Annotated in this window: 22 protein-coding genes and 1 tRNA gene; 7 read left to right on the forward strand and 16 right to left on the reverse strand. The window is 52.6% G+C overall.

Going from position 1 to position 25183, the window contains the following annotated elements; translation table 11 throughout:
- The first annotated feature begins 2 nt into the window (after positions 1-2).
- Entirely contained in the window at positions 3-698 is a 696-nt protein-coding gene (locus tag Q0499_RS06070) for a phosphatase PAP2 family protein (protein WP_299197265.1), read from the forward strand.
- 103 nt (positions 699-801) lie between these two features.
- Here the strand turns inward: Q0499_RS06070 and Q0499_RS06075 are convergent, their stop codons facing one another.
- The 4 genes from Q0499_RS06075 to Q0499_RS06090 form a co-directional block, all read right to left on the reverse strand.
- Positions 802-1614, reverse strand: coding sequence for a transglutaminase family protein (locus tag Q0499_RS06075; protein WP_299197267.1), 813 nt, complete (start codon positions 1612-1614; stop codon positions 802-804).
- 91 nt (positions 1615-1705) lie between these two features.
- Positions 1706-2596, reverse strand: coding sequence for a transglutaminase family protein (locus Q0499_RS06080; RefSeq protein WP_299197270.1), 891 nt, complete (start codon positions 2594-2596; stop codon positions 1706-1708).
- Positions 2593-5151, reverse strand: coding sequence for a circularly permuted type 2 ATP-grasp protein (locus tag Q0499_RS06085; RefSeq protein ID WP_299197272.1), 2559 nt, complete (start codon positions 5149-5151; stop codon positions 2593-2595). Before Q0499_RS06085 ends, Q0499_RS06080 begins: the two co-directional genes overlap by 4 nt.
- A 51-nt stretch (positions 5152-5202) precedes the next feature.
- Positions 5203-8547, reverse strand: a complete 3345-nt coding sequence (locus tag Q0499_RS06090; RefSeq protein ID WP_299197274.1) for a transglutaminase family protein — start codon at positions 8545-8547, stop codon at positions 5203-5205.
- A gap of 578 nt (positions 8548-9125) precedes the next feature.
- On the opposite strand from Q0499_RS06090, the gene Q0499_RS06095 reads away from it, so the two are divergent.
- Positions 9126-10448 carry a hypothetical protein gene (locus Q0499_RS06095; protein WP_299197276.1) on the forward strand — a complete coding sequence of 441 codons (1323 nt, stop codon included), beginning with the start codon at positions 9126-9128 and terminating at the stop codon, positions 10446-10448.
- Between the two features lie 173 nt (positions 10449-10621).
- On the opposite strand, the gene Q0499_RS06100 is transcribed toward Q0499_RS06095, so the two are convergent.
- The 5 genes from Q0499_RS06100 to folA all read right to left on the reverse strand — a co-directional run bounded on the left by Q0499_RS06100 (position 10622) and on the right by folA (position 13647).
- Positions 10622-10697: transfer RNA gene (locus Q0499_RS06100), tRNA-Thr, on the reverse strand.
- Positions 10698-10720: 23 nt separating this feature from the next.
- A complete protein-coding gene (locus tag Q0499_RS06105; protein ID WP_299197278.1) occupies positions 10721-11467 on the reverse strand; it encodes a hypothetical protein in 747 nt (248 codons plus the stop codon).
- 1 nt (position 11468) lies between these two features.
- Entirely contained in the window at positions 11469-12167 is a 699-nt protein-coding gene (locus Q0499_RS06110; RefSeq protein ID WP_299197280.1) for a type III pantothenate kinase, read from the reverse strand.
- On the reverse strand, positions 12164-13129 hold the full coding sequence (gene birA / locus Q0499_RS06115) for a bifunctional biotin--[acetyl-CoA-carboxylase] ligase/biotin operon repressor BirA (RefSeq protein ID WP_299197282.1): 966 nt from the start codon (positions 13127-13129) through the stop codon (positions 12164-12166). The genes Q0499_RS06110 and birA overlap by 4 nt, the downstream gene beginning before the upstream one ends.
- Positions 13130-13140: 11 nt before the next feature.
- Positions 13141-13647, reverse strand: a complete 507-nt coding sequence (gene folA / locus Q0499_RS06120) for a type 3 dihydrofolate reductase (protein ID WP_299197284.1) — start codon at positions 13645-13647, stop codon at positions 13141-13143.
- 85 nt (positions 13648-13732) lie between these two features.
- On the opposite strand from folA, the gene Q0499_RS06125 reads away from it, so the two are divergent.
- A complete protein-coding gene (locus tag Q0499_RS06125; RefSeq protein ID WP_299197287.1) occupies positions 13733-14584 on the forward strand; it encodes a thymidylate synthase in 852 nt (283 codons plus the stop codon).
- A 44-nt stretch (positions 14585-14628) separates the two neighbouring features.
- Positions 14629-15180 carry an NUDIX hydrolase gene (locus tag Q0499_RS06130; protein ID WP_299197289.1) on the forward strand — a complete coding sequence of 184 codons (552 nt, stop codon included), beginning with the start codon at positions 14629-14631 and terminating at the stop codon, positions 15178-15180.
- Positions 15181-15187: 7 nt separating this feature from the next.
- On the opposite strand, the gene lgt is transcribed toward Q0499_RS06130, so the two are convergent.
- Positions 15188-15985 carry a prolipoprotein diacylglyceryl transferase gene (lgt, locus tag Q0499_RS06135; protein WP_299197291.1) on the reverse strand — a complete coding sequence of 266 codons (798 nt, stop codon included), beginning with the start codon at positions 15983-15985 and terminating at the stop codon, positions 15188-15190.
- Between the two features lie 139 nt (positions 15986-16124).
- On the opposite strand from lgt, the gene Q0499_RS06140 reads away from it, so the two are divergent.
- Positions 16125-16886 (forward strand): NRDE family protein, encoded by a 762-nt coding sequence (locus Q0499_RS06140; protein ID WP_299197293.1) that lies wholly within the window; start codon positions 16125-16127, stop codon positions 16884-16886.
- A 31-nt stretch (positions 16887-16917) separates the two neighbouring features.
- Here Q0499_RS06140 and ptsP read toward each other — a convergent pair whose 3' ends face one another.
- Together ptsP and rppH are read right to left on the reverse strand one after the other, a co-directional pair.
- Positions 16918-19197 carry a phosphoenolpyruvate--protein phosphotransferase gene (ptsP, locus tag Q0499_RS06145; RefSeq protein ID WP_299197295.1) on the reverse strand — a complete coding sequence of 760 codons (2280 nt, stop codon included), beginning with the start codon at positions 19195-19197 and terminating at the stop codon, positions 16918-16920.
- 7 nt (positions 19198-19204) lie between these two features.
- Entirely contained in the window at positions 19205-19708 is a 504-nt protein-coding gene (gene rppH, locus Q0499_RS06150; protein WP_299197297.1) for an RNA pyrophosphohydrolase, read from the reverse strand.
- Between the two features lie 169 nt (positions 19709-19877).
- Here rppH and Q0499_RS06155 point away from each other — a divergent pair, with 169 nt between their 5' ends.
- Both Q0499_RS06155 and Q0499_RS06160 read left to right on the forward strand, forming a co-directional pair.
- Complete coding sequence (locus tag Q0499_RS06155) at positions 19878-20531, forward strand: HAD family hydrolase (protein WP_299197299.1); 654 nt, start codon at positions 19878-19880, stop codon at positions 20529-20531.
- A gap of 235 nt (positions 20532-20766) precedes the next feature.
- Entirely contained in the window at positions 20767-21171 is a 405-nt protein-coding gene (locus Q0499_RS06160; RefSeq protein ID WP_299197302.1) for a CBS domain-containing protein, read from the forward strand.
- 65 nt (positions 21172-21236) lie between these two features.
- Here the strand turns inward: Q0499_RS06160 and Q0499_RS06165 are convergent, their stop codons facing one another.
- The 4 genes from Q0499_RS06165 to gcvT all read right to left on the reverse strand — a co-directional run bounded on the left by Q0499_RS06165 (position 21237) and on the right by gcvT (position 25132).
- Positions 21237-22274 (reverse strand): NADP(H)-dependent aldo-keto reductase, encoded by a 1038-nt coding sequence (locus tag Q0499_RS06165; protein ID WP_299197304.1) that lies wholly within the window; start codon positions 22272-22274, stop codon positions 21237-21239.
- A 26-nt stretch (positions 22275-22300) separates the two neighbouring features.
- A complete protein-coding gene (locus Q0499_RS06170) occupies positions 22301-23491 on the reverse strand; it encodes a class I SAM-dependent rRNA methyltransferase (protein WP_299197306.1) in 1191 nt (396 codons plus the stop codon).
- A 118-nt stretch (positions 23492-23609) separates the two neighbouring features.
- Positions 23610-24002, reverse strand: a complete 393-nt coding sequence (gcvH, locus tag Q0499_RS06175) for a glycine cleavage system protein GcvH (protein WP_299197308.1) — start codon at positions 24000-24002, stop codon at positions 23610-23612.
- Positions 24003-24025: 23 nt separating this feature from the next.
- Positions 24026-25132, reverse strand: a complete 1107-nt coding sequence (gcvT, locus tag Q0499_RS06180) for a glycine cleavage system aminomethyltransferase GcvT (RefSeq protein ID WP_299197310.1) — start codon at positions 25130-25132, stop codon at positions 24026-24028.
- Positions 25133-25183: the final 51 nt, after the last annotated feature.

Genomic DNA, 25183 nt, shown 5'->3' on the forward strand with positions numbered 1-25183 from the left:
CCATGCTGAATACAAGCCGTCAGATACTCATCAATAATCGCTGGGCACTGCTGCTGTTTCTGCTGTGTATGGTTGTGCTTATCAGCGTTCCTCAGATTGATCTGTTTATCGCGGGACTGTTTTATGACCCGCTAACGCAGCAGTTTACCTATAACAGCAATCCTGTAATTCAGTTTATCTATCGCTTATTTGCGATGATCCATATCCCGATCCTGCTCGGGCTGATCTTTGCAGGCCTGATGATCAGGTTTAACAAGCTGAAGCTAAAAAACTATCGTAAGTGGAGCATCACCTTTCTGTTAACCGCGCTCATCTTAGGTCCGGGGTTACTGGTTAATACCGTTCTGAAAGATAACTCTATCGGTCGTGCACGCCCGGTACAGGTGGAAAATTTTGGCGGCGATAAGCAGTTTACACCGGCATTCGTATACTCCGGTGCCTGCAGCAAAAACTGCTCGTTCGTCAGTGGCCACGCGGCAATGGGCTTTTACTTTATGATTCTGGGCTGGTTATTCAGCTCACGGCGGGCGTTCTGGGGCGGCTGCATGGTCGGGGCTGTCCTCGGCCTGACCCGAATCGTACAGGGGGGACACTTCTTCAGCGATGTATTGTTTGCCTTCTGGGCGGTCTACTTTGTTATTTCGCTATCGGGCACGCTGTTTGGCTTCCGGCATCCGCTGCATAAAGAGCCCCGATAGCTGCCCCTGTCTTTTGAGGCAGCGCTAACACCATCGAGGGCCGAGGACAGCCCTTCTTTAAGCAAGACTCACAACGCTATTACCCTAAAGGGATAGGGGTTTGTCAGCTCTCCTCACTGTCACACAGTTGTACACTGACATGCTGCTCGGTTGGAAAGACTGCCGGACCATACTGGTTAAAAATAGCCACATCGGCAGCATCCCGGCCATACCCCAGGGTGACATAACCCCCTTTGCGGGTGGTCTCATTAAAGTCGTACTGGGTGGCATCAAAGGTGTACCAACGACCGCCGATGTAAGCTTCAAACCAGGCGTGCAGATCCATCGGATACAACTCATGCAGATAGCCTACAACCATCCGTGAGGGGATACACAGACTGCGGCACAGGGCGATGCCCAGATGTGCCAGATCGCGACAGACGCCTGACGGCTGTTGATTCACTTCCTGAGCGGATAGCAGCAGATCGCTGACGCCCGGCTCATAGCGAAAGCTGTTCCGTAACCAGGCTTCGATAGCCGCCACCTGATCATAACCCGGCAGACAGTCTGCGGTGATCTGCGACGCCATCTGCCCGAAACGATCTGACTCACAGTAGCGGCTGGGCAGAAGGTAGCTAAGTACCGAATCCGGTAGATTCTGCACCTCAACAAACGGGGCTCCGGGTGCCCGATCCAGGGTATCTGCGGTCATCACCCGGGCCGAGGTATGAATCGAAAAACTGCCCTCGGGCGCAACGAGACGCTGGCACAGGTTGCCATAGTTATCGGTAAACTCCATCACCGGCAGGCTCGGAACAATCTTATATTCCTCCCGGGCGATCCACTGCAGTGCGCCACTTCGCGGGCGTAACATCAGTACGAAGGGCGTTGGCATGGAAATATCGAAAAAAAGATCACAGCTCGTTTGTAACCACATCTGAAAATCCTTGCGGTTGATATTAGCGAAATTTCGCAAACCACCATTGGGCCTCAGCTCAATATCTGGGTGAGAACAGAGAATCTTAGTTTTACAGCCTGCTTACATCCACCGACACGCTCAGTTTCTGACTTTTACCGCCATCAAAAAACACGCCTTTCAAGGGTGAAACATCACCATAATCCCGCCCCCAAGCGGTAGTGATGTGGTGTTCTGCAGGCATATTATTATTGGTTGGATCAAACTCAAACCACCCCTCTCCCGGTGAGAAAACCGCAAACCAGGCATGGGAAGCATCACTGCCCACCAGCTTTTCCTGTCCCGGTGGTGGCAAGGTTTCCAGATAGCCACTGACATAGCGTGCGGGAAACCCCAGAGAGCGCAGACAGCCGATTGCCAGATGGGCAAAATCCTGACAGACGCCACGCTTATTCAGCAACACCTCGTCTAGCGGCGTCGCGATACTGGTGGACTCCGGGTCATAGGTGAAATCGGTATAGATTCTCTCGGTTAGTTCCCGTACAGCGGATAGCAGGGGTCGATTACTGCCAAAGGAGGCGCGGGCATACTCACGCAGCGATGATGTGGCCTTAATCATTGGGGAGTTAAGAACGAACTCCCGGGCTTCTAATACCGGCAGCTCACGGCTTTCCTGAAGTGCAATCAGTGCCTGGCCACAGGTATTACCGAAATCCAGATCAAGCTCACACTCGCGGGCATACTTGCTTTCATGTACGCGAATTTCAGACGTTACATCGATTTTCAACTCCCGGTGAGGCTGTTCCAACGAGAAAAAATAGGCTTTGTTACCAAAATAATCGATGCGTTGCTGCCCCAGCGTATGGGCCGGAGAGATCTGAATCTGGCTCTCGGTACAGCTCTGATAATCAGTATCCCGAGGTAACAGATAGGCCCGGTTGTAACACAGAGTCACCGGTTTTTCATATTCATAATGGGTGATATGACGAATGCGATAGATCATAGTTCCTCATCCCAATCGGTGCGCACAAGCTGTTGGTGCACCTTGATCTGATCAAAGTATTTAGTGCTAATCTGGTTCGAGGTTTCCTGCAGCAGATATTGCAAGCGGGAGAGCAACTGATCAAGCCCGGCCCGGGTCAGAGTTTTTTCGTCCTCTGCCACCAATGCGTCCAGTGAACTCAGCTGAATCGCAGACGAGGCTTCAAGCATAAAGCGATCCTCTTCCGCCAGACCTGCTCCATGGACCGCAGAAGGCAACACGGCAAGGTGCTGGCGTAACTGATCTATCTGATAAAACACTGAGCGCGGATTGCTGTTGTCATGCAACAGCAGCTCAAGCCCTTGAGACATATCGCTACCGGAATGATCGCGGCGACGGAAGGTTATCAGTACTTCGGAGCTGAGGAGTATGGATTCAAGCACCTGTAACTGCTGATATTCAGGCAGCACAGGCACCAGGGAGGAACGAATCAGTGAGAGCCCCTGCAAGGCTTTTTCCACCCGCAGACCCATATCAATAAAGCGCCAGCCGAGGCCACGCACCATACTTTCCTGCCACAAACCGGAAAGCGCCAGCAGCGTGGTGACCAGAGGGTCAAGCGCTTCTTCCGGCGCCGCCGTCAGGCCCTGCTTAAATGCATCCGCCAGGCCCGCCAGTTCATCCCTCAGGTCGTTGATTACCCGCTGAGTATCCGCCGAGAGCATCTCCCGAACCTGATCGGAACACTCCAGCAGTGCGTTCAGGTTAGCGGTAATACTACCGCTGCGCTTGCCATCCAGAACCACTGCCAGCAACTCAGCTTCCGGCTGCAACGCGGTTGCCGCGTCTGACAAAGTGAATCCCGGATAGGTCATCGTCAGCTGTGTCACGGTTTGCAACAACACCTGCCGGGTTTCTTGCGGCATATGATAGGTACTGTTCAGCTGCACGAAGACAGTCCGGAGTAAGCGCAGTGCAGACTCGGCCCGCACAGCATAACGCCCCATCCAGTAAAGGTTTTCAACAACCCGGCAAGGGAAAGCGTTACGGGGTTGCTTAGACGCATGATTCGCGGCCTGTGGCGGCCGCGCCTCAAGCAGAGAGATCTGTTTCTCAGGCTCTGACGCCAGAATCCAGGTGTCCTTACTGATCGCTCCTCTGAGGTTACTCAGGTTAAGGCTGTCTGCCACATTGCCGACCCGGGTCAGTCCGCCGGGCATAACGTTGTAAGAGGAGTTCGTGGCCACCGAAAAACCCCTTAAAATAGACGGGCGCGGTAACAATTGACTGTTATTCCAGGACGGAGTCGTGGAGGGCCGGATATATTCCTGGGCAACAAAATGCAATGGCTCATGACGGATCTTATTGATCAGTGCCAACCGTGCTTTTTCATCCAGCGATGAACCAAAAACGCTCTGTTCAGTGGGTTTTCTGAAGCAGGTTTTAATTACCAGCTTATCAATATTTTCAATTACATAGGTAAGATCCTGCGGATCACCACACCAGAAGGTTTTCACCGAAGACAGGAGTGGTTCTCGCCCCAGAAAGTGGTTCGCTATCTGCGGCAGATAGCGCAACAACGCCGGGTTTTCTAAGAACCCTGAGCCCATAGGGTTGGCTACAATGACGCGCCCTGCGCGCACCACTTCGAGCAGCCCAGGCACCCCCAGACGGGAATCACTTTTAAGCTCAACCGGATCACAGTAAAAATCATCAACCCGTCGCAACACCACATCAACCCGTTCCAGCCCACCCAGAGACTTCATCCATAGAAACCCCTTACTGACTCGCAGGTCGCTTCCCTGTACCAGCGGAAAACCAAGGTAGTTAGCCAGATAGGTGTGTTCGAAATAGGTTTCGTTGTAGGAGCCAGGCGTCAGAATAACAATACGCGGCTGTTCATCGGTGATGGCACTGGCAAGGCTGCTGAGTTTCAGGCGTAACGACTGGAAAAACAGCGACAGTCGATGCACATGACTATCACGAAATAGCGAGGGCAGCACCCGGGACATAACCGTACGGTTTTCCAGTGCATAACCGGAGCCACTGGGCGCCTGAGTGCGATCACCGATAACCTGCATATTGCCCTGAGAATCACGCACCATATCGGTTGCATGCATCACCAGCTGATGCTCACCCGGCAACGATAGTCCGTCACAGGCACGCAGAAAACCGCCATGACTGTAAATCAGCTCTGGCGGCATGATACCTAGTCGAATCAGGTCACGCGGACCGTACAGATCCTTAAGCACGAGATCGAACAGCTCGGCCCGCTCCTGTAAGCCCGACTCAATACCCGCCCATTCCTCACTGGAGATAAGCGCAGGCACCGGATCAAGCTGCCAGGTAGTACCCGATGGCGAACCACTGTTATAGGTCGCGCCATCATCTCGCAGAATACGCTCAGCTTTTAGCTGGCGCTCATGGATCCCCTGGACCCCCAGGGTTTTCAGGCCATCCAGCAGATACTGCCAATGTCCCTGGATCTGTGACTGGTTGCCATAGACCTCATCGTATCCAGAGCCCGCTGCTGAATACTGCAACCCCTCAAGGTTTTCTGCGGCTCGTTTTTCCATCAGGTATCGGTACCAAAGTTATATCAGGCTGCATAGTATGCCATGACTTTGCTACGTTTCCATCTGTCTGCGCAGATCCAGGGTATGCGGGTACTCATTCGTAGGCATTTCCGCCGGCGGCGCCATCGGCCGTGGCGGCGCATTATTGGCAAAGAACTCCCGAATACCACTGAACTCTGGCATATGAGTGGTTGCCGATGGCGTCGGCGTATGTTCCGTAGTGCCAAAGCGATTGATACGACGAGATTCAGCCTCGAAAGCATTAATCGGGAAGGTCTCATAACTACGTCCGCCCGGATGCACCACATGGTAACTACAGCCACCGATGGTTTGCCCGTTCCAGGTATCGATCAGATCAAAGATCAGTGGCGAATGAACGCCGATCGTCGGATGCAGGGCTGACTGCGGCGCCCAGGCTTTATAGCGGACAGCCGCAACAAACTCGCCATGACGCCCGGTAGAACGCAACGGTATGCGGCGACCATTACAGGCCAGCACATAGCGATCCGGCGTCAGGCCCTCCACTTTCACCTGCAAACGTTCAACCGATGAGTCGACAAAGCGCGCAGTACCAAAACTACCCACCTCTTCACCCAGCACATGCCAGGGTTCGATAGCCCAGCGCAGCTCAATACGGACATCGTCAATATTGACGCTACCATAATGAGGGAAGCGGAACTCCTCAAACGGCGCCAGCCAGGCCTGCTGGAACGGAATACCGTGATCCTGCAGATCTTTAACCACTTCGCGGATGTCAGACCAGACATAGTGCGGCATCATAAAGCGGTCATGCAGCTCTGTGCCCCAGCGAACCAGCGGTTTTTTATACGGATCCTGCCAGAAACGCGCCATCAGACAGCGGATCAGCAACGCCTGCACCAGCGCCATTTGCGGATGCGGCGGCATCTCAAAGCCACGGAACTCAAGCAGGCCCTGACGTCCGGACGACAGACCCGGGGAATAGAGTTTATCGATACAGAACTCGGAACGATGCGTATTACCGGTGATATCCACCAGCAGGTTACGCATCAGCCGGTCAATCAGCCAGGGCTGATCAACAATACCTTCCGGCATCAGATCAAAGGCGGTTTCCAGCTCATAGAGCATCTCTTCCCGGCCTTCATCGACACGAGGAGCCTGACTGGTCGGGCCGATAAACATACCGGAAAACAGGTAAGACAGCCCTGGATGGTGCTGCCAATAGGTGACAAAACTGCGCAGCAGATCAGGACGACGCAGGAACGGACTGTCCGCAGCGGTCGCAGCACCCAGAGTGATATGGTTGCCCCCGCCGGTGCCGGTGTGGCGACCGTCGAGCATAAACTTCTCTGCGCCCAGACGTGACAGACGCGCCTCTTCATAGAGCAGCTGAGTATTATCAGACAGCTGGCGCCAGTTATCCGAAGGATGAATATTCACTTCGATAACACCCGGATCAGGGGTGACCTTAAAGCAGCTTACCCGCTCATCTTTAGGGGCTTCATAGCCTTCGATCACCACCGGCACATCCAGCTCTGCGGCGGTGTCTTCGATCAGTTCAACCAGCGCAATGTAGTGTTCCAGATGATCCAGCGGCGGCAAAAAGAGATACAGGCACCCTTTACGTGGCTCAATACACAGCGTTGTCCGCACCACTTCCACAGGTGTCGTCGCTTTATCAACCGACTCAGACTGATCGGCACAGGCCAGCGTTGCACTCTGCCCGGCATCCGGCAGCGTATCAACCGGCTCAAACGGATCGCGTGCATGATCCCGATACAGTTCTTCATCGGTCATCAACGGCAACGAGTTCAGCGGCAGACGAAGCCCCACAGGAGAATCACCGGGAATCAGCGTCAGCGTATCACGACGCAGCGGCCACGGGCTTGAGCGCCAGTGTTGCGTGTTATAGTTCCAGCCCAACGGCAGACAGTAACCGACCGGTTTTTCCAGCCCCTGGGACAGCAGTTGAGCCAGTTTTTTACGCTCAAGATCATCTTTGAGGTCCGCTTTAAGCGGATCCACATTGTCGGGCAACGTTTGCTCTTTCCAAAGGTAGTAGAGCGTATCTTCGTAAGCTGGCAGCACCCGCTTAGTCGGCAATCCGGCTTTTTCAGCCAGCAGATGGGCAAACTTCTTCGCTGTTTTGCGAGTGACGCCATAATCTTTATCAACCCGCGCGAGCAACTTAGAATCGCGCCATAAAGGTTGCCCATCGGTACGCCAGAAACAACCCAATGCCCAGCGGGGTACTTCCTCACCGGGATACCATTTACCCTGGCCATAATGCAGCAGGCCACCCGGAGCAAATTTATCCCTTAAGCGGAACAACAGATCTTTCGCCAGCCGAAGCTTATCGTCACCCAGGGCTTCAGTATTCCACTGCGCGCCATCCATATCGTCAATCGATACAAAGGTGGGCTCCCCCCCCATGGTCAGCCGCACATCCTGCTCGAGCAATGTCTGATCAACAGCCGCGCCGAGCGCTTCAATACACTCCCACTGCTGTTCAGTGTAAGGCTTGGTGACCCGTGGGTCCTCATGGATACGGGTGACTTCATTGCTGAAGGAGAACTCCACTTCACAGGGGTCGATCCCTCCGGCGATGGGCGCAGCAGATCGTGGTGAAGGCGTACAGGCCAGCGGAATATGCCCCTCTCCGGCAAACAGCCCGGAGGTCGGATCGAGTCCGATCCAGCCGGCACCCGGGATAAACACTTCACACCAGGCGTGCAGATCGGTGAAATCAACCTCGGTTCCGGACGGTCCGTCCAGAGCCTTAACATCCGCCACCAGCTGTACCAGATAGCCCGACGCAAAACGCGCCGCCAGCCCCAGGTGACGAAGTATCTGCACCAGCAACCAGGCAGTATCACGACAGGAACCTCGTTTTAGTTCCAACGTTTCTTCGCTGGTCTGAACACCTGGCTCCATGCGAATATTGTAATCAATATCCTGTTCCAGCCGCTGATTCAGATAGACCAGAAAATCATTGGTCGCCATCGGCTCACGGGGGACAGACGCAACCCATTCACGGATTAACGGGCCGTCATCAGCGATCTCCAGATAGGGCTTGAGTTCGGAGAGCAGCTCCTTTTCATATTTGAACGGAATTTTTTCGGCGTACTCTTCGAGGAAGAAGTCGAATGGGTTAATCACTGTCATATCAGAGATCACCTCGACCTCAACACGCAGGTGATCGCTCTTTTCTGGAAATACCAAACGGGCCAGGAAGTTCCCAAATGGATCCTGCTGCCAGTTAATAAAGTGATTTTCCGGACTTATCTTTAGCGAATACGCTTTAATGGGTGTCCGGCTGTGCGCCGCAGGCCGCAGTCTGATGGTGTGCGGGGACATTTTTACCGCTTTATCGAAGCGATACTCAGTAATATGATGGATTGCCGTTCGTATGGTCATTCGGTACCCCGTAGATCGATATAAAACCAATTCTGGATATAGCAAAATTAACTATGACCGGGTTAGCTGCAACTGGTTATTCCATTACCGCTCTGCCACCCAGCGTTTATAATCTGAGTCCCCATCATCGTCGTTCATTGTGACAAGCTATGATGGTTTACATCATAGTGGTTCCGTTCAACATTAACAGTATATGCCAATAATATCTGACACCCTTCCTGCGTTATCAACAAACCATGCACCACTATCGGGCGCAGCCATTTTACCAATGACTGTCAAATGATCAGTTCCTTGCAGCCCTGCACTCAAACAGCGCATTAGCCGCACAGGTTTTAACTCTATATAAGGTAGAGCAATAAACAGGCCAGAGATAGCGATTTAATAGAATAGCTAACGCTGCCATTAACAAAGTAAAGATCCACTTTAAACCGTTTTGAGCAGAGTAGACAGAACGGCAACGATTGCAGAGGTCTGCACCAAAGAATACAAAGCGTTGCTGCGGACAGCGTTAAAAGTTCACTGTATTATCGCAGTCTGCGCCATACCCACCTTAATTAAGCCTCCTGTACGGATTTATGATGGATCAGAAAGCTACACCGACAGCGCCACCAATCACAGTGATAACCGGCTGGATTCTGCTAACGATGCTCTTCCTGTCACTGATAGCCGCCCTGACCCATGCGCTGCCCGGCTATATTGCAGGCATTCCGGTATGGTTTGCAGCCATCCTGCTTATTCGCAGACAAAAACGTAATCAACTGATTCAAAGCGCTATTCTGTTCATTCTCGGCGTCAGCGGCCTGGCGATTGGAATCTACAAAGGAGTGGATAACCGCTACCTGATAAAAGCCCTGGAAGCCAATCAGCTGATCGTTGCCATGCTGATCGGCGTTAGCTTTCTGCGGATCGTCGCAACACGCAGCATTCAAACGGACGAACGACTACCGCCAGGACAGAAAGCGCTACTCAGAACGCTCTTTGGCACCCACCTGATCGGCGCCGTGATCAATATCTCATCCATCATGATTGTCGGTGACAGACTAAGCGCCCAACGACCGCTAAACACTCTGCAGGGATTAACCCTGTTACGTGCATTCAGCATCTGTGCCTGCTGGTCGCCCTTCTTTGCTGCTATGGGTATCGTCCTGATCAGTGCTCCAGGTGCCCAACTCGGCACCCTGATACTCTATGGTTTGCCCACTGCGCTGATCGCACTATTGTTAAGCGCCTGGCAGATCGCCCGTCACCCCGATGCAGCACAGACCAACGGCTATCCGATGCATTTTGGGGCACTATGGATGCCATTTTTACTCGCTGTCCTGGTGATGATCAGCCACCAGTATCTGCCAGAGCTATCGGTGATAACCCTGGTCACACTGGTTGCAATACTCTTTACCCTGACCTATCTGCTACTACTGCAACCCCGGAACTGCTTCAGCCTGCTCAGAACACATATCCACGAAGGACTACCCAAGCTTGGCAGTGAAGTAACTCTATTCCTGGCCGCGGCAGTGCTTGCCTCGGGGGTGGCAGCACTACTGGAGTCGATGCAGATACGCCTGGCGCCAGAGCATTTTACGGCCCCGGAAGCCTGCCTGACCCTGCTGGCCCTGGTCGGCCTGGCGCTGATCGGTATGCATCCGGTCACGTCGGCAGTCCTCGCCGGCAGCATTCTCATGCCCAGCGTCAGCGATCCCAACCTGCTGGGCATCACACTATTACTCAGCTGGTCTATCGGCGTCGGGCTATCGCCGTTTTCCGGCGTACAACTGAGCCTGCAATCACGCTACGGTATCTCTGCGATTGCGCTGATGAAACTCAACCGGTTTTATGGGCCGTTTATGTTGTCTGTGGGCTTTGCGGTGATATGGAGCTATGCAAAAGTGGCGGGAGTGTCTTAGTAAAGTCCATTAAACCACGGACTAATGCGCTGTTTGCGACTGAGGCAACAGTTCGTTTTCATCTATGGGATTTACTCAGAAAAACGAACAGGTGCAGCCAGGCAGAGATGATCAAAAATCATTCAGACCATCTTAATCAGCTGAAGCTAGTTTGCAGATAATCAAGAAAGAAATGGTGCCGGCACCAAGAGTCGAACTCGGGACCTACTGATTACAAGTCAGTTGCTCTACCAACTGAGCTATACCGGCTCAGCTGCGAAGTGGCGCATATATTAATCACGCACCCCCGTGCTTGCAACCCCTTTACATGATTTTTTTTCGATTTTTATGGCAGAATTAAGAAACTGGTCTACCTCTTTGATTTTATTGCCGGTTTCAACTGAACTATCAGTTTCCACCCAGACCTCAAAAAGGCTCTCCTGACTGACAACCTGATACTCATCGGGTTGAAACAAACCAATTAATGCATTTTGCGCCCAGGCCATCTCAGTACGACTACCATAGCGCCCGATAATATAGACCGGCTTAGTATTAACCCGCGCCTCTTCTGCCCTGAGCCCCAGCGCAGCAAGATTATCTATCAGCGCCTGCTGAGCGTCAGGTTGAGCGGGACGATCCAGTGTCAGCTCATAGGCCAGTACCCGCTCAACGTCTACCGGAACCACCACCGAAGTAAGCCCCTGTTGCTCCAGCCGCCCCTGCAACTCCAGAGCAACAGTTTCAACTGCAATACCACTGATCACCTGACACCAGAGTTCAGGCGGGGGAGATAATTGTTCCTCTTGAGACAGACCTTCCGGCGAGGATGCCGGAGATTCAACAATCTCAAGTGACGACTGATCAGCCTCATACTGCTCCGGGCTGCGCGGCAGTAATAGCGACCTATCCTCCTCCTTTAACAATCGCAGACGGGTTACGTTTGCCGGGATGACCTCTGCATGATTGAGCACCGGCTGGCGCATCTGCCAGCCAAAATAAAGCGCATTAGTGAGCAACAACAGGATAAATAGCCAGCGCACCCTACTCTCCGATAGCCAACGACAGCCCATCCATTACCAGATCAGGGCACCATATAGCACCATCCACCAGCGAGCAAAACAGCTCACCATCACCACCGGTGACATAAACCGGCTGCCCCGCCGCTTGACGCATAACCTTTTCCGCTAACGATACCAGCAACAGATTCAACCCGTGCTGCACCGCTTCTGCTGTATTCACACCGGGGGCAGCATTAAAGCCTTCAATAGAGTGATCAACAATAATCTCTGCGGTATTGGTCAGCAGATTACGGCTCATCAACTGTATCCCCGGCATAATATAACCACCCCGGTGTCGCCCACTGCCATCCAGCTGCTCTACCGTTATAGCACTGCCGCAATCAACCACCCAACAGGCACTCTGCGCACGCTGCCAGGCACTCAGAATGGCCAGCCACCGATCCACCCCCATCCGGGAAGGGTCAGCATAACTATTGACCACGCCACAGGCAGACGCGCTGGTGACTGCAAACTCAGGATTCAGTTGCCAGTGCTGCCTGACAAAGTCCCGCAGCGCCTGATTAACCCGATCACCGGCCACCGAAGCGACTCTGACCCGGTCTATTACTGCAGGCCACTCCACACTGTCCAGTTCATTATGACGCACCCGCCCCCTCAGAGCGGTGCCGGCAACCCGCCATTTAACCAGAGTATTTCCCGCGTCCAGATCAAGAATATTCATGCCAGTCGCACACTCACTTCGCCACCATGAAACGCCTGCAGTTTGCCTTCTGCCTCCAGCAACAGCGCACCGGTCCGGTCTACGCCACGACAAATTCCCAGTTGCTGACGCCCCCCCAGATTCAGACTGATTGCCTGATTATGATGAGCATTTGCCACCTGCCATTCCTCCCTGAACGGCCCAAACCCTTCATTAGAAAACTGTTCCAGCACCGGCACCAGCTCATTCATCAGCTCGCCCAGCAAGCGGTTTCGTGATGGCGCTACACCCAGTACCTGCTGCAGATCAACCCAGGGCTGATCGATCACCTCTGCAGCCACTTCCGGCATCTTTACATTGATGCCTACGCCGATAACCACAAAGCAGTCACCTGCCGCATCGCCACTCATCTCCAGCAGCACGCCTGCCAGCTTACGTCCGCGCCACAGCAGGTCATTTGGCCACTTTACCTCGACATCTTTTATACCCAGTCTCGCCAACCCCCGAATCAGGGCAATACCCACCGCCAGACTTAACCCCTCCAACGCGGCGGCACCATTACTAAACTGCCAGGTCAGTGAGAAATAAAGATTACTGGCAAACGGACTGGCCCAACCTCGCCCTCTTCGTCCGCGACCTGCGGTTTGCTGTTCCGCCAGATAGAGTGAACCATGACCATCACGGTAAACCGCTTCCATCGCTTTCGCATTGGTCGAAGGGATTGTCAGGTTAAGATCAATCAACCTGAGCTTGTGGGCCACATCAGCCTCCAGCGCTGCATCAATCAACTCACGGTTCAACAGATCAAGACCGCCAGGAATGCGATAACCCCGACCTTTGACGCTGTAAATTTCCAGACCGGACTCTTCGATACTCTTAATCTGCTTCCAGATAGCACTGCGGCTAACACCCAGCGTTTTACCCAGATCCTGCCCGGAATGAAACTTACCGTCGGCCAGAACAGCTAGCAGCGGCTCAATCATAGCGACATCCTTCAGGAGATCCGTTTAAGCACAATAAAACTGTAATCATAGGGGTTATGTCCTGCAGCAGAAAAATCTTCGCGACCAACCTCCGCCCAATCCCCGGGAGGAAACGCCGGAAACCATGCATCACCGTCAACCTCAGCATGCACTTGGGTCAGGTAAAGCCGGTCCGCCAGCGGCAGCGCCTGCTCGTAGACCTGCGCGCCACCAATTACCATCGCTTCGTCACAACCATCAATAGTGCAGATACTCTCGGCCAGATCACGGGCCGCTTCGAGACTGTTCACTACCTTTACGTGATCAGGCTGATAGGCTGCATCCCGGGTAACCACGATGTTGGTTCGCCCCGGTAGGGGGCGGCCAATCGACTCAAAGGTCTTGCGTCCCATGATAATCGGCTTGCCCATAGTAACCTGCTTGAAATAGCGCAGATCCTCCGGCAGATGCCAGGGCAGATTGTTGTTGATCCCAATTACCCGGTTGTCTGCCTGGGCAACAATGATCGCCAGGTTCATATAATCTCCTTAATACTGGTACCAGCGCCTTGCTGTTTGATAACATTGCTAGCTGAATTTAACCACAGGTGTTAATAACAAACCAATGAGACAATACCTCGATCTTTGCCAAAGGCTAATTAATGAAGGCGTCTGGGTGGAAAATGAGCGCACCGCCAAGCGCTGCCTGACCGTTATTAACGCCGATCTTACCTATGATGTTGCCGCTGGCGAGTTTCCGCTGGTGACCACCCGCAAGAGCTTTTATAAATCCGCTATCGCGGAGATGCTGGGCTATATTCGCGGTTACAATAATGCCGAAGACTTCAGAAAAATTGGCACGAAAACCTGGGATGCTAACGCCAATGACAACGCTGCATGGCTGGCTAATCCCTACCGCCAAGGCACCGATGATTGCGGCTTTATCTATGGCAAAGTCGGTAGAAACTTTCCTAAGCCGGACGGCGGCAGCATCGACCTGCTGCGTAAGATCGTTGATGACCTGAGCAACGGTATTGATGATCGCGGCGAGATCTACACCTTTTATCACCCCGGGGCATTCCACATGGGCTGCCTGCGCCCCTGCATGTACAGCCATCACTTTTCCCTGCTGGGCGACACACTCTATCTCAACAGCACTCAGCGCAGTTGCGATGTGCCGCTGGGGCTGACATTTAATATGGTTCAGGTCTACTTCCTGCTGGCAATTATGGCGCAGATCACCGGCAAGAAACCGGGTAAGGCCTATCACAAGATAGTCAATGCTCACATCTATGAAGACCAGCTTGAACTGATGCGTGATGTACAGCTGACCCGCGAACCCTTGCCACTGCCAACTTTTACAATCAACCCGGACATTAAAACCCTGGAAGATCTGGAGACCTGGGTCAGCACCGACGATTTCGAAGTGGAAGGCTATCAGTATCACGACCCGATTCAGTACCCTTTCTCAGTATAGAGATCACGAGCGCATCAGACCGCTGACGTAAAGCAGACGCCCCTATGTCAAAAATAAAAATTGGTGGATGGCAACAGAAGAACCAGGAGGTCGTATACGACAACCCCTGGATACAGGTGCGCCATGAAGAGGTGATCCGCCCCAACGGTACGGAGGGGATCTATGGCGTAGTGCACTTTAAATCACGGGCCATTGGCATTATTGCGCTTGATGATGACGACACTATCTGCCTGGTCAAACAGAGCCGCTACCCCAACAACGAAACCACTATCGAAATTCCTGAGGGAGGCGGGCCACTTGATGAGCCGCCACTGGAAGCGGCTAAACGGGAACTACTTGAAGAGACTGGTTTAATCGCGCAGCACTGGCAACCCTTCATGGAGTTACGAACATCCAATTCGGTCACCGATGAGATCGCCTTTATCTTTCTGGCAACCCAGCTTAGCCAGGGCAAGCAGCAGTTGGAAGACACCGAAGATATTGAACTACTGAAAGTCAGTGCAACGGAGGCTATCGGGATGGCCATCAATGGTGAAATTACCGACGCCATGTCGGTTGCAGCATTACTGAAACTAGCCCTGATCCGCCAGGGCTAGTCTTGTATTAACCCGACGCTTTTTCAGCGTTGCTCCGATACGCCAGAACCAACAGCACGCCACCCAGCACAATCATCGGCAGCGACAACACCTGCCCCATGGTCATCCAGTCGAGCGCCACAAACCCGAGCTGAACATCCGGCTGACGGAAGAACTCCACACTGGAACGAAAGATGCCGTAGAGCAGCAGAAACATCCCCGACACCGCCATCTTCGGGCGAGGCTTCGCAGAGTAGAACCATAAAACAACAAACAGCACCACGCCTTCAAGGGCAAACTCATATAGCTGCGAAGGGTGCCGCGCGATCATATCGCCGGTCCGGGGAAAGATAACACCCCAGGTCTGATCCGTTGGCCGCCCCCAGAGCTCGCCACCAATAAAATTACCGATCCGTCCGGCGCCCAGACCAATAGGGATAAGCGGTGCGACAAAATCACCGATATCGAAATAACTTTTCTTGTACTTATGAGAGAAGTAGCCGATGGCAGCGATGACACCCAACAAACCGCCATGGAAAGACATCCCGCCCTCCCAGACAGCAAACAGCCATAACGGATCATCCAGAAACTGATCAAAGTTATAAAACACCACATAGCCAAAGCGGCCACCCAGCACAACACCTATCGCACCCCAGAAAATCAGATCAGAAACCTGCTCCTCAGTCCAGCCAGAGCCCGGCCGCCGGGCACGCTTACCACCGAGATACCAGGCTGAGGCAAAGCCAACCAGATACATCAACCCATACCAGTGAATTTTTAACGGCCCTAACGCCACCGCAATCGGATCAATCTCATGAACCCACATCAAAACGCTCTTCCCTTACTCTGAACCTGCCAAGATATAACCATGCCTTAGGCGCATCCTACAATAGATAAATGACAGATTTTGTTTTTAAATGAAGCTGTTATATAACTGACACGTCCATCAGAAAAGAGAGCTGACCGTGTGCCTGATTTTGTTTGCCTATAACTACCACCCGGATTATAGACTGATCCTGACCGCTAACCGGGATGAGTTTTATCATCGGCCTACCCGGCCGATGCAATACTGGCCGGATCAGCCACAGCTACTGGCAGGACAGGATCTGGAGCAGGGCGGCACCTGGCTGGGTATCACCCGCAGCGGTCGTTTCGCGGCCCTGACTAACCACAGAGACGGTTTCAGGCAGCCACAGGGGGTCAGCTCCAGAGGCAACTTGCCGTTGCAGTTTCTGCTCAGTGAGATGAGCAGCCAGACCTTCATCCGCGAAACCAACGCTGACCGATTTGATGGTTTTAATCAACTGATAGATGACGGCCATCAGCTCGGTTATTTGTCAAACCGGGCTGACGCTCTGCTACCTGTTCCTGAGGGTATTCATGGCATCAGCAATGCGGTCTTTGACACCCCCTGGCCAAAACTGGTTGGCGCAAAAGCAGCCCTGAAAAACTGCATCGATAGCGGCCTGTTAACCGCTGACGGGCTGATTCAATTGATGCGGGATCCAACCACCTACAGCGATGAACAACTGCCTGATACCGGCATCAATATAGAGCTCGAACGACTGTTGTCCGCCAGTTTTATTCATAGCGAAAAGTATGGCACCCGGGCAACCACCGTGGTGTTGATCAAACACAGCGGTGAAGCCGAGCTTATCGAACAGAACTATGATGCACAGGGCGCGACCGGGAGAAGCCAATTCAGCTTTCACATAGACAGGAAATGATACGCATCAGACATTAAAGCGACGCTGACGCTCAATCAGGAATAGTCGGTCTTGTAAGCTGCCCCAAACCCAGCTCTTTCAGCGTATTGCGCAACATCATATGGATCTTATCCACATCATCCATCACGATAATCTGCCCCAACAACTCTTTGGAGCGCTCAAAACTGATCCCCCGCAGGGCAAATTTTACTTTAGGCAGGTTTGTGGCATTCATCGAGAGCACATCATAACCCATCGCCATCAACAGAATAGCGCCACCCGGATCAGCTGCCATCTCACCACAGATGCTCACCGAAACATTCTCTTTATGGGCTTCATGGACAATAAACTGCAACGCTTTTAATACGGCCGGATGGTAGGGCACATAGAGGCTCGCCACCCGGGGATTGTTGCGGTCGACCGCCAGCAGATACTGGGTCAGATCGTTGGAGCCAACAGAGATAAAATCCACCCGCCGGGCAAAGCGACGCACCTGATACACCGCCGCAGGTACTTCGATCATCACGCCGATCAGCGGCTGGTTGATAATATGTCCCTCTTCGCGCAACTCCTCTACCGCTTGAGCGATCAGCTTCTTCGATTCATCCACCTCATGCACACTGGTGACCATCGGCAACATGATACGCAGATTATCCAGCCCCTCTGCAGCACGTAACATCGCCCGAATCTGCACCAGAAATATTTCCGGATGATCCAGCGTTACGCGGATACCGCGCCAGCCAAGAAAGGGGTTGTCTTCCTGAATAGGAAAGTATGGCAGTGGTTTATCACCACCAATATCGAGGGTTCGCATAGTCACCGGACGGGGGGCAAACGCTTCCAGCTGTTTACGATAAGTCTCCATCTGATCCTGTTCACTGGGAAAAAAGTCGCGGATCATAAACGGTATTTCTGTACGGTAGAGACCGATACCTTCAGCACCTCGCTCAAGGGAGCGAGCGACATCGGTAATCAGACCGGTATTGACCCACAGCGGCATACGATAGCCGTCAGTGGTCTCAGCCGGAAGATCTTTCAGCCCCTCCAGACCGGCGTTAACTTCATTCTCTTCACGAATAATATCGCGGTAACACTGAGTCAGATCCTCAGAGGGGTTAACAAACACCCGCCCCGAGTATCCATCGAGAATAACCTGCATCCCCTCAATCCGGGTATAGGGCAGAGCAACCACCCCCATGACGGTCGGAATACCCATAGAGCGTGCCAGAATCGCCGCATGAGAGTTACCTGAACCGTTCACTGACAACAGACCAATGAGTTTCTCGGTCGGCACCTCACCGAGCATCGCCGGCGTCAACTCATCCGCCACCAGAATGGTATTTTCCGGAAACTGAATCTCAGACAACGACGGGCCTGACTCCTGCAGACAAGTCAGCATCCGCCGTCCCAGATCGCGGATATCGGAGGCACGTTCGCGCAGATAGGGGTCGTCCATCATCGAAAACTGCTGTACATGCTCGCCGATAACCTGCCTTAACGCGCCCTGCGCCCAGCTGCCCTCTTTAATGCGCGCGATGATCTCGCCAGCAAGAGCATTGTCATCAAGCATACGGATATAAACATCGAACAGTTCCCGCTCTTCCGAACGTAACCGCTTGGCGAGACTTCGCCCGACCCGCTTAATATCACGACGTACCTGCGCCAGAGCGCTCTTAAACTTAGCGATTTCAGTCTTAATGTCGTCGATCCGACGATCCGGCACGCCATCAAGATCCGCCAGGGGCGTCATCACCACCGCCGGGCCAATAGCCACCCCGATACAACCCGAGACGCCTTCAAACTTTCGATCAGATTCGGTCTTGGTGTGATCAGAGATCTGCATGATCGAACCGGTCGCTTCCGCATGGGCAATGACACCCGCCAGCTGCGCCGACATGGTGACCATGAAAGCCTCTTCCGACTCATCAAACTTGCGAATCAGTTTTTGCTGGACAACCAGAACCCCCATCAGGGTTCGATGGTGAATAATGGGCACCCCGAGAAACGCATGAAACTTCTTCTCTCCGGTGCCTTTAAGGTAGGTAAATGCGCTGTGAACGGCAGCATTTTCCAGATTGATCGGCTCAGCACGCTGCCCCACCATACCGACCACACCCTCATCGATACCGAGCGAAACCTGCCTGACTGATTTTTGATTCAGCCCCTGCGTCGCCATCAATACATAACGTTCACGCTGCTGATCAATCAGGTAGATAGAGCATACATCCGTACGCATCGCCCGCTGCACACGCCGAACAATAACATCCAGCACCGATTCAAGATCAGGTGCAGCGTTAACCTCCTGGACAATTTTGCGCAGCGTTTCCAGCATGTAGTGCTTACTCCTTTAAATACCAGCCACCCAGCACCAGTCGCGTTAACTTAGGCGACAGTTCGCGCATCGCTTTGCGGTATACATCCCGCTTGAATGCCACTACCTGTCCCAGAGGATACCAGTAACTGACCCAGCGCCAACCATCAAACTCGGGAGAGTTGGTTGAATCTATCTCTACTGCGCTGTCATCACTTAGCATTCGCAGCAGAAACCATTTTTGTTTTTGTCCTACACAAACCGGATGGGAATGGTGCCTGATCATTCGTTTGGGCAGCCGGTAACGAAGCCAGCCTCGGGTAACAGCGATCACCTCAACATCCTCAGGTGAGAGCCCGATCTCCTCTTTTAATTCCCGATACATCGCCTGTTCCGGCGATTCTGACGCGTTAATCCCCCCTTGAGGGAACTGCCATGCATTTTGCCCTATACGTCTTGCCCAAAGCACCTGACCCATCGAGTTAGCCAGAATGATACCGACATTCGGCCTGAACCCATCTGAATCTATCACGGTGAATTCCTTACAAACTCTTTTACGCTATTGTTCCACAATTTCATGTAGTTCCACAACTTCATGTCGTTGCATAGATGAAGGCATTAACAATTGCCTCCTCACCGGCTAGCCTCTATTCTTAGCGCTTATTTGCAATCATCGATTTCATAGTGCAGGAGAGATTACCTTGAGTCTGGCCATTTTCGATCTGGATAATACTTTGCTCAACGGCGACAGCGATCATGCCTGGGGCGAGTTCCTGTGTGATAAAGGCATTGTAAATGCTGAGCTTTATCGTCAGGCAAATGATTATTTCTACCAGCAATATAAGGCTGGCACCCTGGATATCTATGAATTTCTGGAGTTCGCGTTAAAGCCGTTAACCGAGCATGAGCCCGCTGAACTGGAGCAGTTACATCAGGAGTTTATGCACACCACCGTCGTCCCGATGATGCTGGATAAAGCCGCCACGTTGTTACAGAAGCATCGGGACCAGGGCGACTTTCTGCTGATTATTACCGCCACCAACCGTTTCGTCACCGGCCCTATCGCTGCGGCACTGGGAGTTGATGACACCCTGGCGACCGATCCGGAACAGATTGACGGACGCTATACCGGCAAGGTTGCCGGCACACCTTGTTTCCAGGCAGGCAAAGTCGAGCGGCTGAATGCCTGGCTGGAGCAGACCGGTCACTCAATGGACAACAGCTACTTCTACAGTGATTCAATCAACGACAAACCCCTGCTGGAACGCGTATCCAACCCCGTTGCCGTTGACCCGGATGAACTACTGAGAAAAACTGCAGAAGAGAACGGCTGGCCGATTATCAGCCTGCGTTAACCCTGTTTCAAACCCTACCAGCCCATCCCTCGGATAGCTCTTCAAATAGCCATCGGTTTAATCATTACACAACGCTCCGCCCTGTCAGGCCGGAGCGTTTTTGTCTTCAGCTTAGTTAAGCGCTATCAAACAAATAGCCTGTTCTGATTGGTGAAATCTTGGTTTTACTGCAAAACTGTATCTATCAACACCTCTGTCAAAAAGATATTGAATCAACAAACAGGAGAGCAAGACGATGATTCTAGTCAGAGACATCATGTCTGAAAACATAACTCCGCTGCACGAAGAGATGTCATTACCCCAGGCCGTCGATCACCTGCTAGCCAGCAATATGCTTGGGCTGCCGGTGACCGATAGTCAGAAGCATCTGACCGGCTTCATGTCTGAACATGACTGTATTCCGTTCCTGCTGGGTGACAGCTATCACTGCGACAGTCACGTTCTGGTAAGGGATATGATGCAGCGGGAGCCTCTCACAGTAAAGCCAACTAATACCGCCCTTGAACTGGCGCAGATGATGGCCACCAATAAACCGAAAATCTATCCGGTAGTGGCAAACGGTCTGTTAGTAGGCGTCGTTAAGCGGGGCCAGGTCATGGCTGCTCTGAATCAGCAACTGAAGCGCTGCAGGGTAGCCTGATGATGCAGAACCTTCAGACCAAAAAAATGCGCCAGCGGCGCATTTTTTAGTCATTATCCGTCACATTAAGGACAAGGATTAGAGTATTTAATCCCCAGCCCATCAATCGCTTCATAAAGCTCTTTTGAAAGCTTAAGATCAATCGAAGCAATATTACTCTCTAGCTGCTGCATGGTCGTCGCGCCGATGATATTACTGCCGACAAAGGGCTGATCATTGACAAACGCCAGCGCCATCTGCGCCGGATCAAGACCATGATCACGGGCCAGCTGTACATATTCTGCGGTCGCTTTCAGGCCAGTCTCGGTAAAATAACGGGAAAATCGTGGGAATTGATTAATCCGCGCATCCGGCCCTGCACTGCCATCCAGGTATTTGCCACTCAGTGTACCAAACGCCATTGGCGAATAGGCCAGAAGGTCTACTTTTTCCCGTAATAACACCTCCGTCAGTCCCACCTCATCTTTTCGATTCAACAGGTTGTAAGGGTTTTGCACAGTCACGACCCGAGGTAATCCCAACGCCTCTGCATAACTGAGAAACTTCATCACGCCCCAGGGCACTTCGTTGGACAGCCCAACATAGCGGATCAGCCCCTCATCAACCAACTCCTTCAACGCCTCAAGGGTTTCCAGAATCGGCGTACCATTCTGATCCGGCTGGTGACGGTAATTCAGCTGACCAAAAAAATTGGTCGCCCGATCCGGCCAGTGTAGCTGGTAGAGATCAATATAATCAGTTTGCAACCGCTGCAGACTGGCAGTAACCGCGGCCCGGATATTGGCTTTATCCAGGCACAGGCCGGGACGAATATGCTGGGCCATATCAGCAGGACCGGCCACTTTAGTGGCAAGTATCAGCTGATCACGGTTACCCCGGGCTTTCAACCAGCTACCGATATACTGTTCCGTACGCCCCTGAGTTTCAGCCATAGGAGGAACCGGATACATCTCCGCGGTATCAATAAAATTGATCCCCTGTGCTACGGCATAATCAAGTTGCTGATGCGCTTCGGCTTCGGTGTTCTGCTGCCCAAACGTCATCGTCCCCAAACAGATACGACTGACATTCAGATCGCTGCTACCCAGTAACTTATACTCCATGCCCTTTCCCCCTATTCTCTGCCAGCTCAGGTGACCGGCAACAGTCGTACAAAATATGATTTAAGATAATCTGTTTCAGGAATCGCCGGATGCACCGGATGGTCGCCGCCCTGATGTCCCTGATCAAAAATCTGCGCCTGACGGTCCAGCGTCCGGCTTTCAGAGCGGATGATATCCACCAGCCGCTCACGTTCCAGATGCATCGAACAGGATGCCGACACCAGAATACCGTTCTTGGCAACCAGTCGCATCGCCAGCTGATTAATCCGCTTATAGGCCTGCTCACCATTGCGAATATCTTTGCGCTTCTGAATAAAGGCTGGCGGATCAACGATCACCACATCAAACTTCTCTTCCTCCTCCAGCAGCATCTTACAGCCATCAAAGGCATCGCCCTGAATGGTGGTAAAACGCTCCTCACCGCCATTCAGAACCGCATTTTCCTGGGCGATATCCAAGGCAAACTCAGAGGCGTCCAGACAGGTGACATGCTCCGCACCTGCAGCCAAAGCCTGCACGCCCCAGCCACCGATATAGCTGAACAGATCCAGCACTCGTTTGCCTTCTACATGCTGCTGCATCCGCGCCCGATTCAGACGGTGATCATAGAACCAGCCGGTCTTCTGCCCTTTGTGCACCGGCGCCAGGAAAGACACGCCGTTCTCTTCAAAGGGCACCAGTTCCGGCACCTCACCAAAGGCAACTTCGGTATAACTTTCTAGCCCCTCGGTCTGACGCATCTTGCCATCATTACGGAACAGAATACCCTGCGGCTTGAACACTTTTTCCACTGCCGCAACGATATCCTCTTTGAACAGTTCCATCCCTGCGGTTGAAATCTGTACCACAAAGATATCGAAGAAGCGGTCGATCACCAGACCCGGCAGACCATCACTATCGCCAAACACCAGACGGTAGCACTGCTTGTCAAAGCAGGCCTCGCGCAGAGACAGCGCAATATTCAGGCGGTGCACAATCAGCGAACGATCCAGAGGAATCTTCACACTGCGGCTCACCAGACGACCACAGATCAGCGAATTGGGGTTCACATAGGCTAACCCCAGCGGCTTTCCTGAAGAGCTCTCCACCACCACCTGCTCGCCCGGTGTAAACTGTTTCAACGGTGATAGTTTAGTATTCACTTCATTGCTGTAGATCCAGACATGACCACCGCGAAGACGCTTATCAGCGCCGGGATTCAAACGTAGTTGTTGCAAGGTGAGTTACCTTCAGAATAACAGTTAGTCGGGAGGCATTCGTCAGTCATATCCTGCCAGCCCAGAAAACAGAAAGCCCCGCAGTGGCAGGGCTTAAATTTTATAATCAGAGACCAAATCAGCTTTCAGCTTCGCACAGTTCCGCGTAGCCATCCGCATCCAGCAGGTCGTCGACTTCGCTGGTATCAGATAGACGAATCTGCACAAACCAGCCATCGCCGTACGGGTCGCTGTTAACCAGTTCAGGCGCATCTTCCAGCTCTTCATTGATGGCAATCACTTCACCACTCAACGGCGCGTATACATCGGATGCCGCCTTCACAGACTCAACCACACCCAGATCATCACCGGTAGTAAATTCTGAGCCCACGTCAGGAAGCTCAACAAACACTACATCACCCAGCAGATCCTGGGCATGATCAGTAATACCTATAGTAACCACACCGTCACCTTCGTCACGGATCCATTCATGGCTGGCAACATACTTCAGATCACTTGGGATATCGCTCATTTTCTCTTTCCTACAGTGAGAGTTTATGAAAACACTTTCTCGCCATTGCGCACAAATGACGGTTTAACCACTTTTACTTCTACCAGTTTGCCACGCATATCGACATGACATGTATCAGCAATCTCAGCTGATACCCGGGCCATTGCGATCGAACACCCCAGTGTAGGCGAAAAAGAACCGCTGGTAATTTCACCCGCTTCCTCACCGTTGATCATGACCTTCTGATGACTGCGAAGAACACCTCGGCTCTCAAGCACCAGGCCAACCAGTTTCTGTTTTACACCAGCACTGCGCTGAGTTTCAAGCGCTTTACGACCTACAAACTCCCGCTCAGCCGGTTCCCAGGCAACGGTCCAACCCATATTTGCCGACAACGGAGAGACCTTCTCGTCCATGTCAGAGCCATACAGATTCATACCTGCTTCCAGGCGCAGCGTATCACGCGCGCCCAGACCACAAGGTGCAACACCCGCGTCAGCTAACGCTTGCCAGAAGTCTGCAACATACTCCTCTGGCACCATGACCTCAAGTCCATCTTCACCAGTATAGCCAGTTCTGGCAAAAAACCAGCCCTCGGACTCAAGCCCCTGAAACACCTTCAGAGTCTCAATCAGCTTAACCCGGGATTCACTCACGACAGAGAGAACTTTAGCAATAGCATTGGGTCCCTGAATCGCCACCATAGACAATTCAGGACGCTCAGTCAGAGCAACATTATCAAATCGTGCAGTATGATCGGCCATCCAGCGCAGATCTTTTTCACGGGTGCCGCAGTTAACCACCACCCGGAACCATTCGCCGGTTACATCAGGATCGGTCATCAGATAGACAATCAGGTCATCCACTACGCCGCCGGTTTCATTCAGCATACCGCTGTAGAGCGCTTTACCCTGCTCCTGTAAGCGAATCACATCATTCGCCAGCAGATAACGCAGATACTCTTTGGCATCGGCACCGGTTACATCAACCACGGTCATATGCGAAACATCGAACATACCGGCATCGTTGCGGACTTTATGATGCTCTTCAACCTGAGAACCATAATTAATAGGCATATCCCAGCCGCCAAAATCGACAAGCTTGGCATTCATCTGCAAGTGCTTTTCGTAAAGTGCGGTTTTCTGTCCCATATTCTTAACTCTTTTATCCTGAGCGAATATTTCATCACTCTGTAACTGACA

Source organism: uncultured Amphritea sp., assembly GCF_937127095.1.
Lineage (GTDB): Bacteria > Pseudomonadota > Gammaproteobacteria > Pseudomonadales > Balneatricaceae > Amphritea.

Bases quoted from the DNA above. Each gene is read 5' to 3' on its own strand.
- Q0499_RS06070 (WP_299197265.1), top strand. From the start codon at position 3: ATGCTGAATACAAGCCGTCAGATACTCATCAATAATCGCTGGGCACTG.
- Q0499_RS06075 (WP_299197267.1), bottom strand. From the start codon at position 1,614: ATGTGGTTACAAACGAGCTGTGATCTTTTTTTCGATATTTCCATGCCA.
- Q0499_RS06080 (WP_299197270.1), bottom strand. From the start codon at position 2,596: ATGATCTATCGCATTCGTCATATCACCCATTATGAATATGAAAAACCG.
- Q0499_RS06085 (WP_299197272.1), bottom strand. From the start codon at position 5,151: ATGGAAAAACGAGCCGCAGAAAACCTTGAGGGGTTGCAGTATTCAGCA.
- Q0499_RS06090 (WP_299197274.1), bottom strand. From the start codon at position 8,547: ATGACCATACGAACGGCAATCCATCATATTACTGAGTATCGCTTCGAT.
- Q0499_RS06095 (WP_299197276.1), top strand. From the start codon at position 9,126: ATGGATCAGAAAGCTACACCGACAGCGCCACCAATCACAGTGATAACC.
- Q0499_RS06110 (WP_299197280.1), bottom strand. From the start codon at position 12,167: ATGAATATTCTTGATCTGGACGCGGGAAATACTCTGGTTAAATGGCGG.
- birA (WP_299197282.1), bottom strand. From the start codon at position 13,129: ATGATTGAGCCGCTGCTAGCTGTTCTGGCCGACGGTAAGTTTCATTCC.
- folA (WP_299197284.1), bottom strand. From the start codon at position 13,647: ATGAACCTGGCGATCATTGTTGCCCAGGCAGACAACCGGGTAATTGGG.
- Q0499_RS06125 (WP_299197287.1), top strand. From the start codon at position 13,733: ATGAGACAATACCTCGATCTTTGCCAAAGGCTAATTAATGAAGGCGTC.
- Q0499_RS06130 (WP_299197289.1), top strand. From the start codon at position 14,629: ATGTCAAAAATAAAAATTGGTGGATGGCAACAGAAGAACCAGGAGGTC.
- lgt (WP_299197291.1), bottom strand. From the start codon at position 15,985: ATGTGGGTTCATGAGATTGATCCGATTGCGGTGGCGTTAGGGCCGTTA.
- ptsP (WP_299197295.1), bottom strand. From the start codon at position 19,197: ATGCTGGAAACGCTGCGCAAAATTGTCCAGGAGGTTAACGCTGCACCT.
- Q0499_RS06160 (WP_299197302.1), top strand. From the start codon at position 20,767: ATGATTCTAGTCAGAGACATCATGTCTGAAAACATAACTCCGCTGCAC.
- Q0499_RS06165 (WP_299197304.1), bottom strand. From the start codon at position 22,274: ATGGAGTATAAGTTACTGGGTAGCAGCGATCTGAATGTCAGTCGTATC.
- gcvH (WP_299197308.1), bottom strand. From the start codon at position 24,002: ATGAGCGATATCCCAAGTGATCTGAAGTATGTTGCCAGCCATGAATGG.
- gcvT (WP_299197310.1), bottom strand. From the start codon at position 25,132: ATGGGACAGAAAACCGCACTTTACGAAAAGCACTTGCAGATGAATGCC.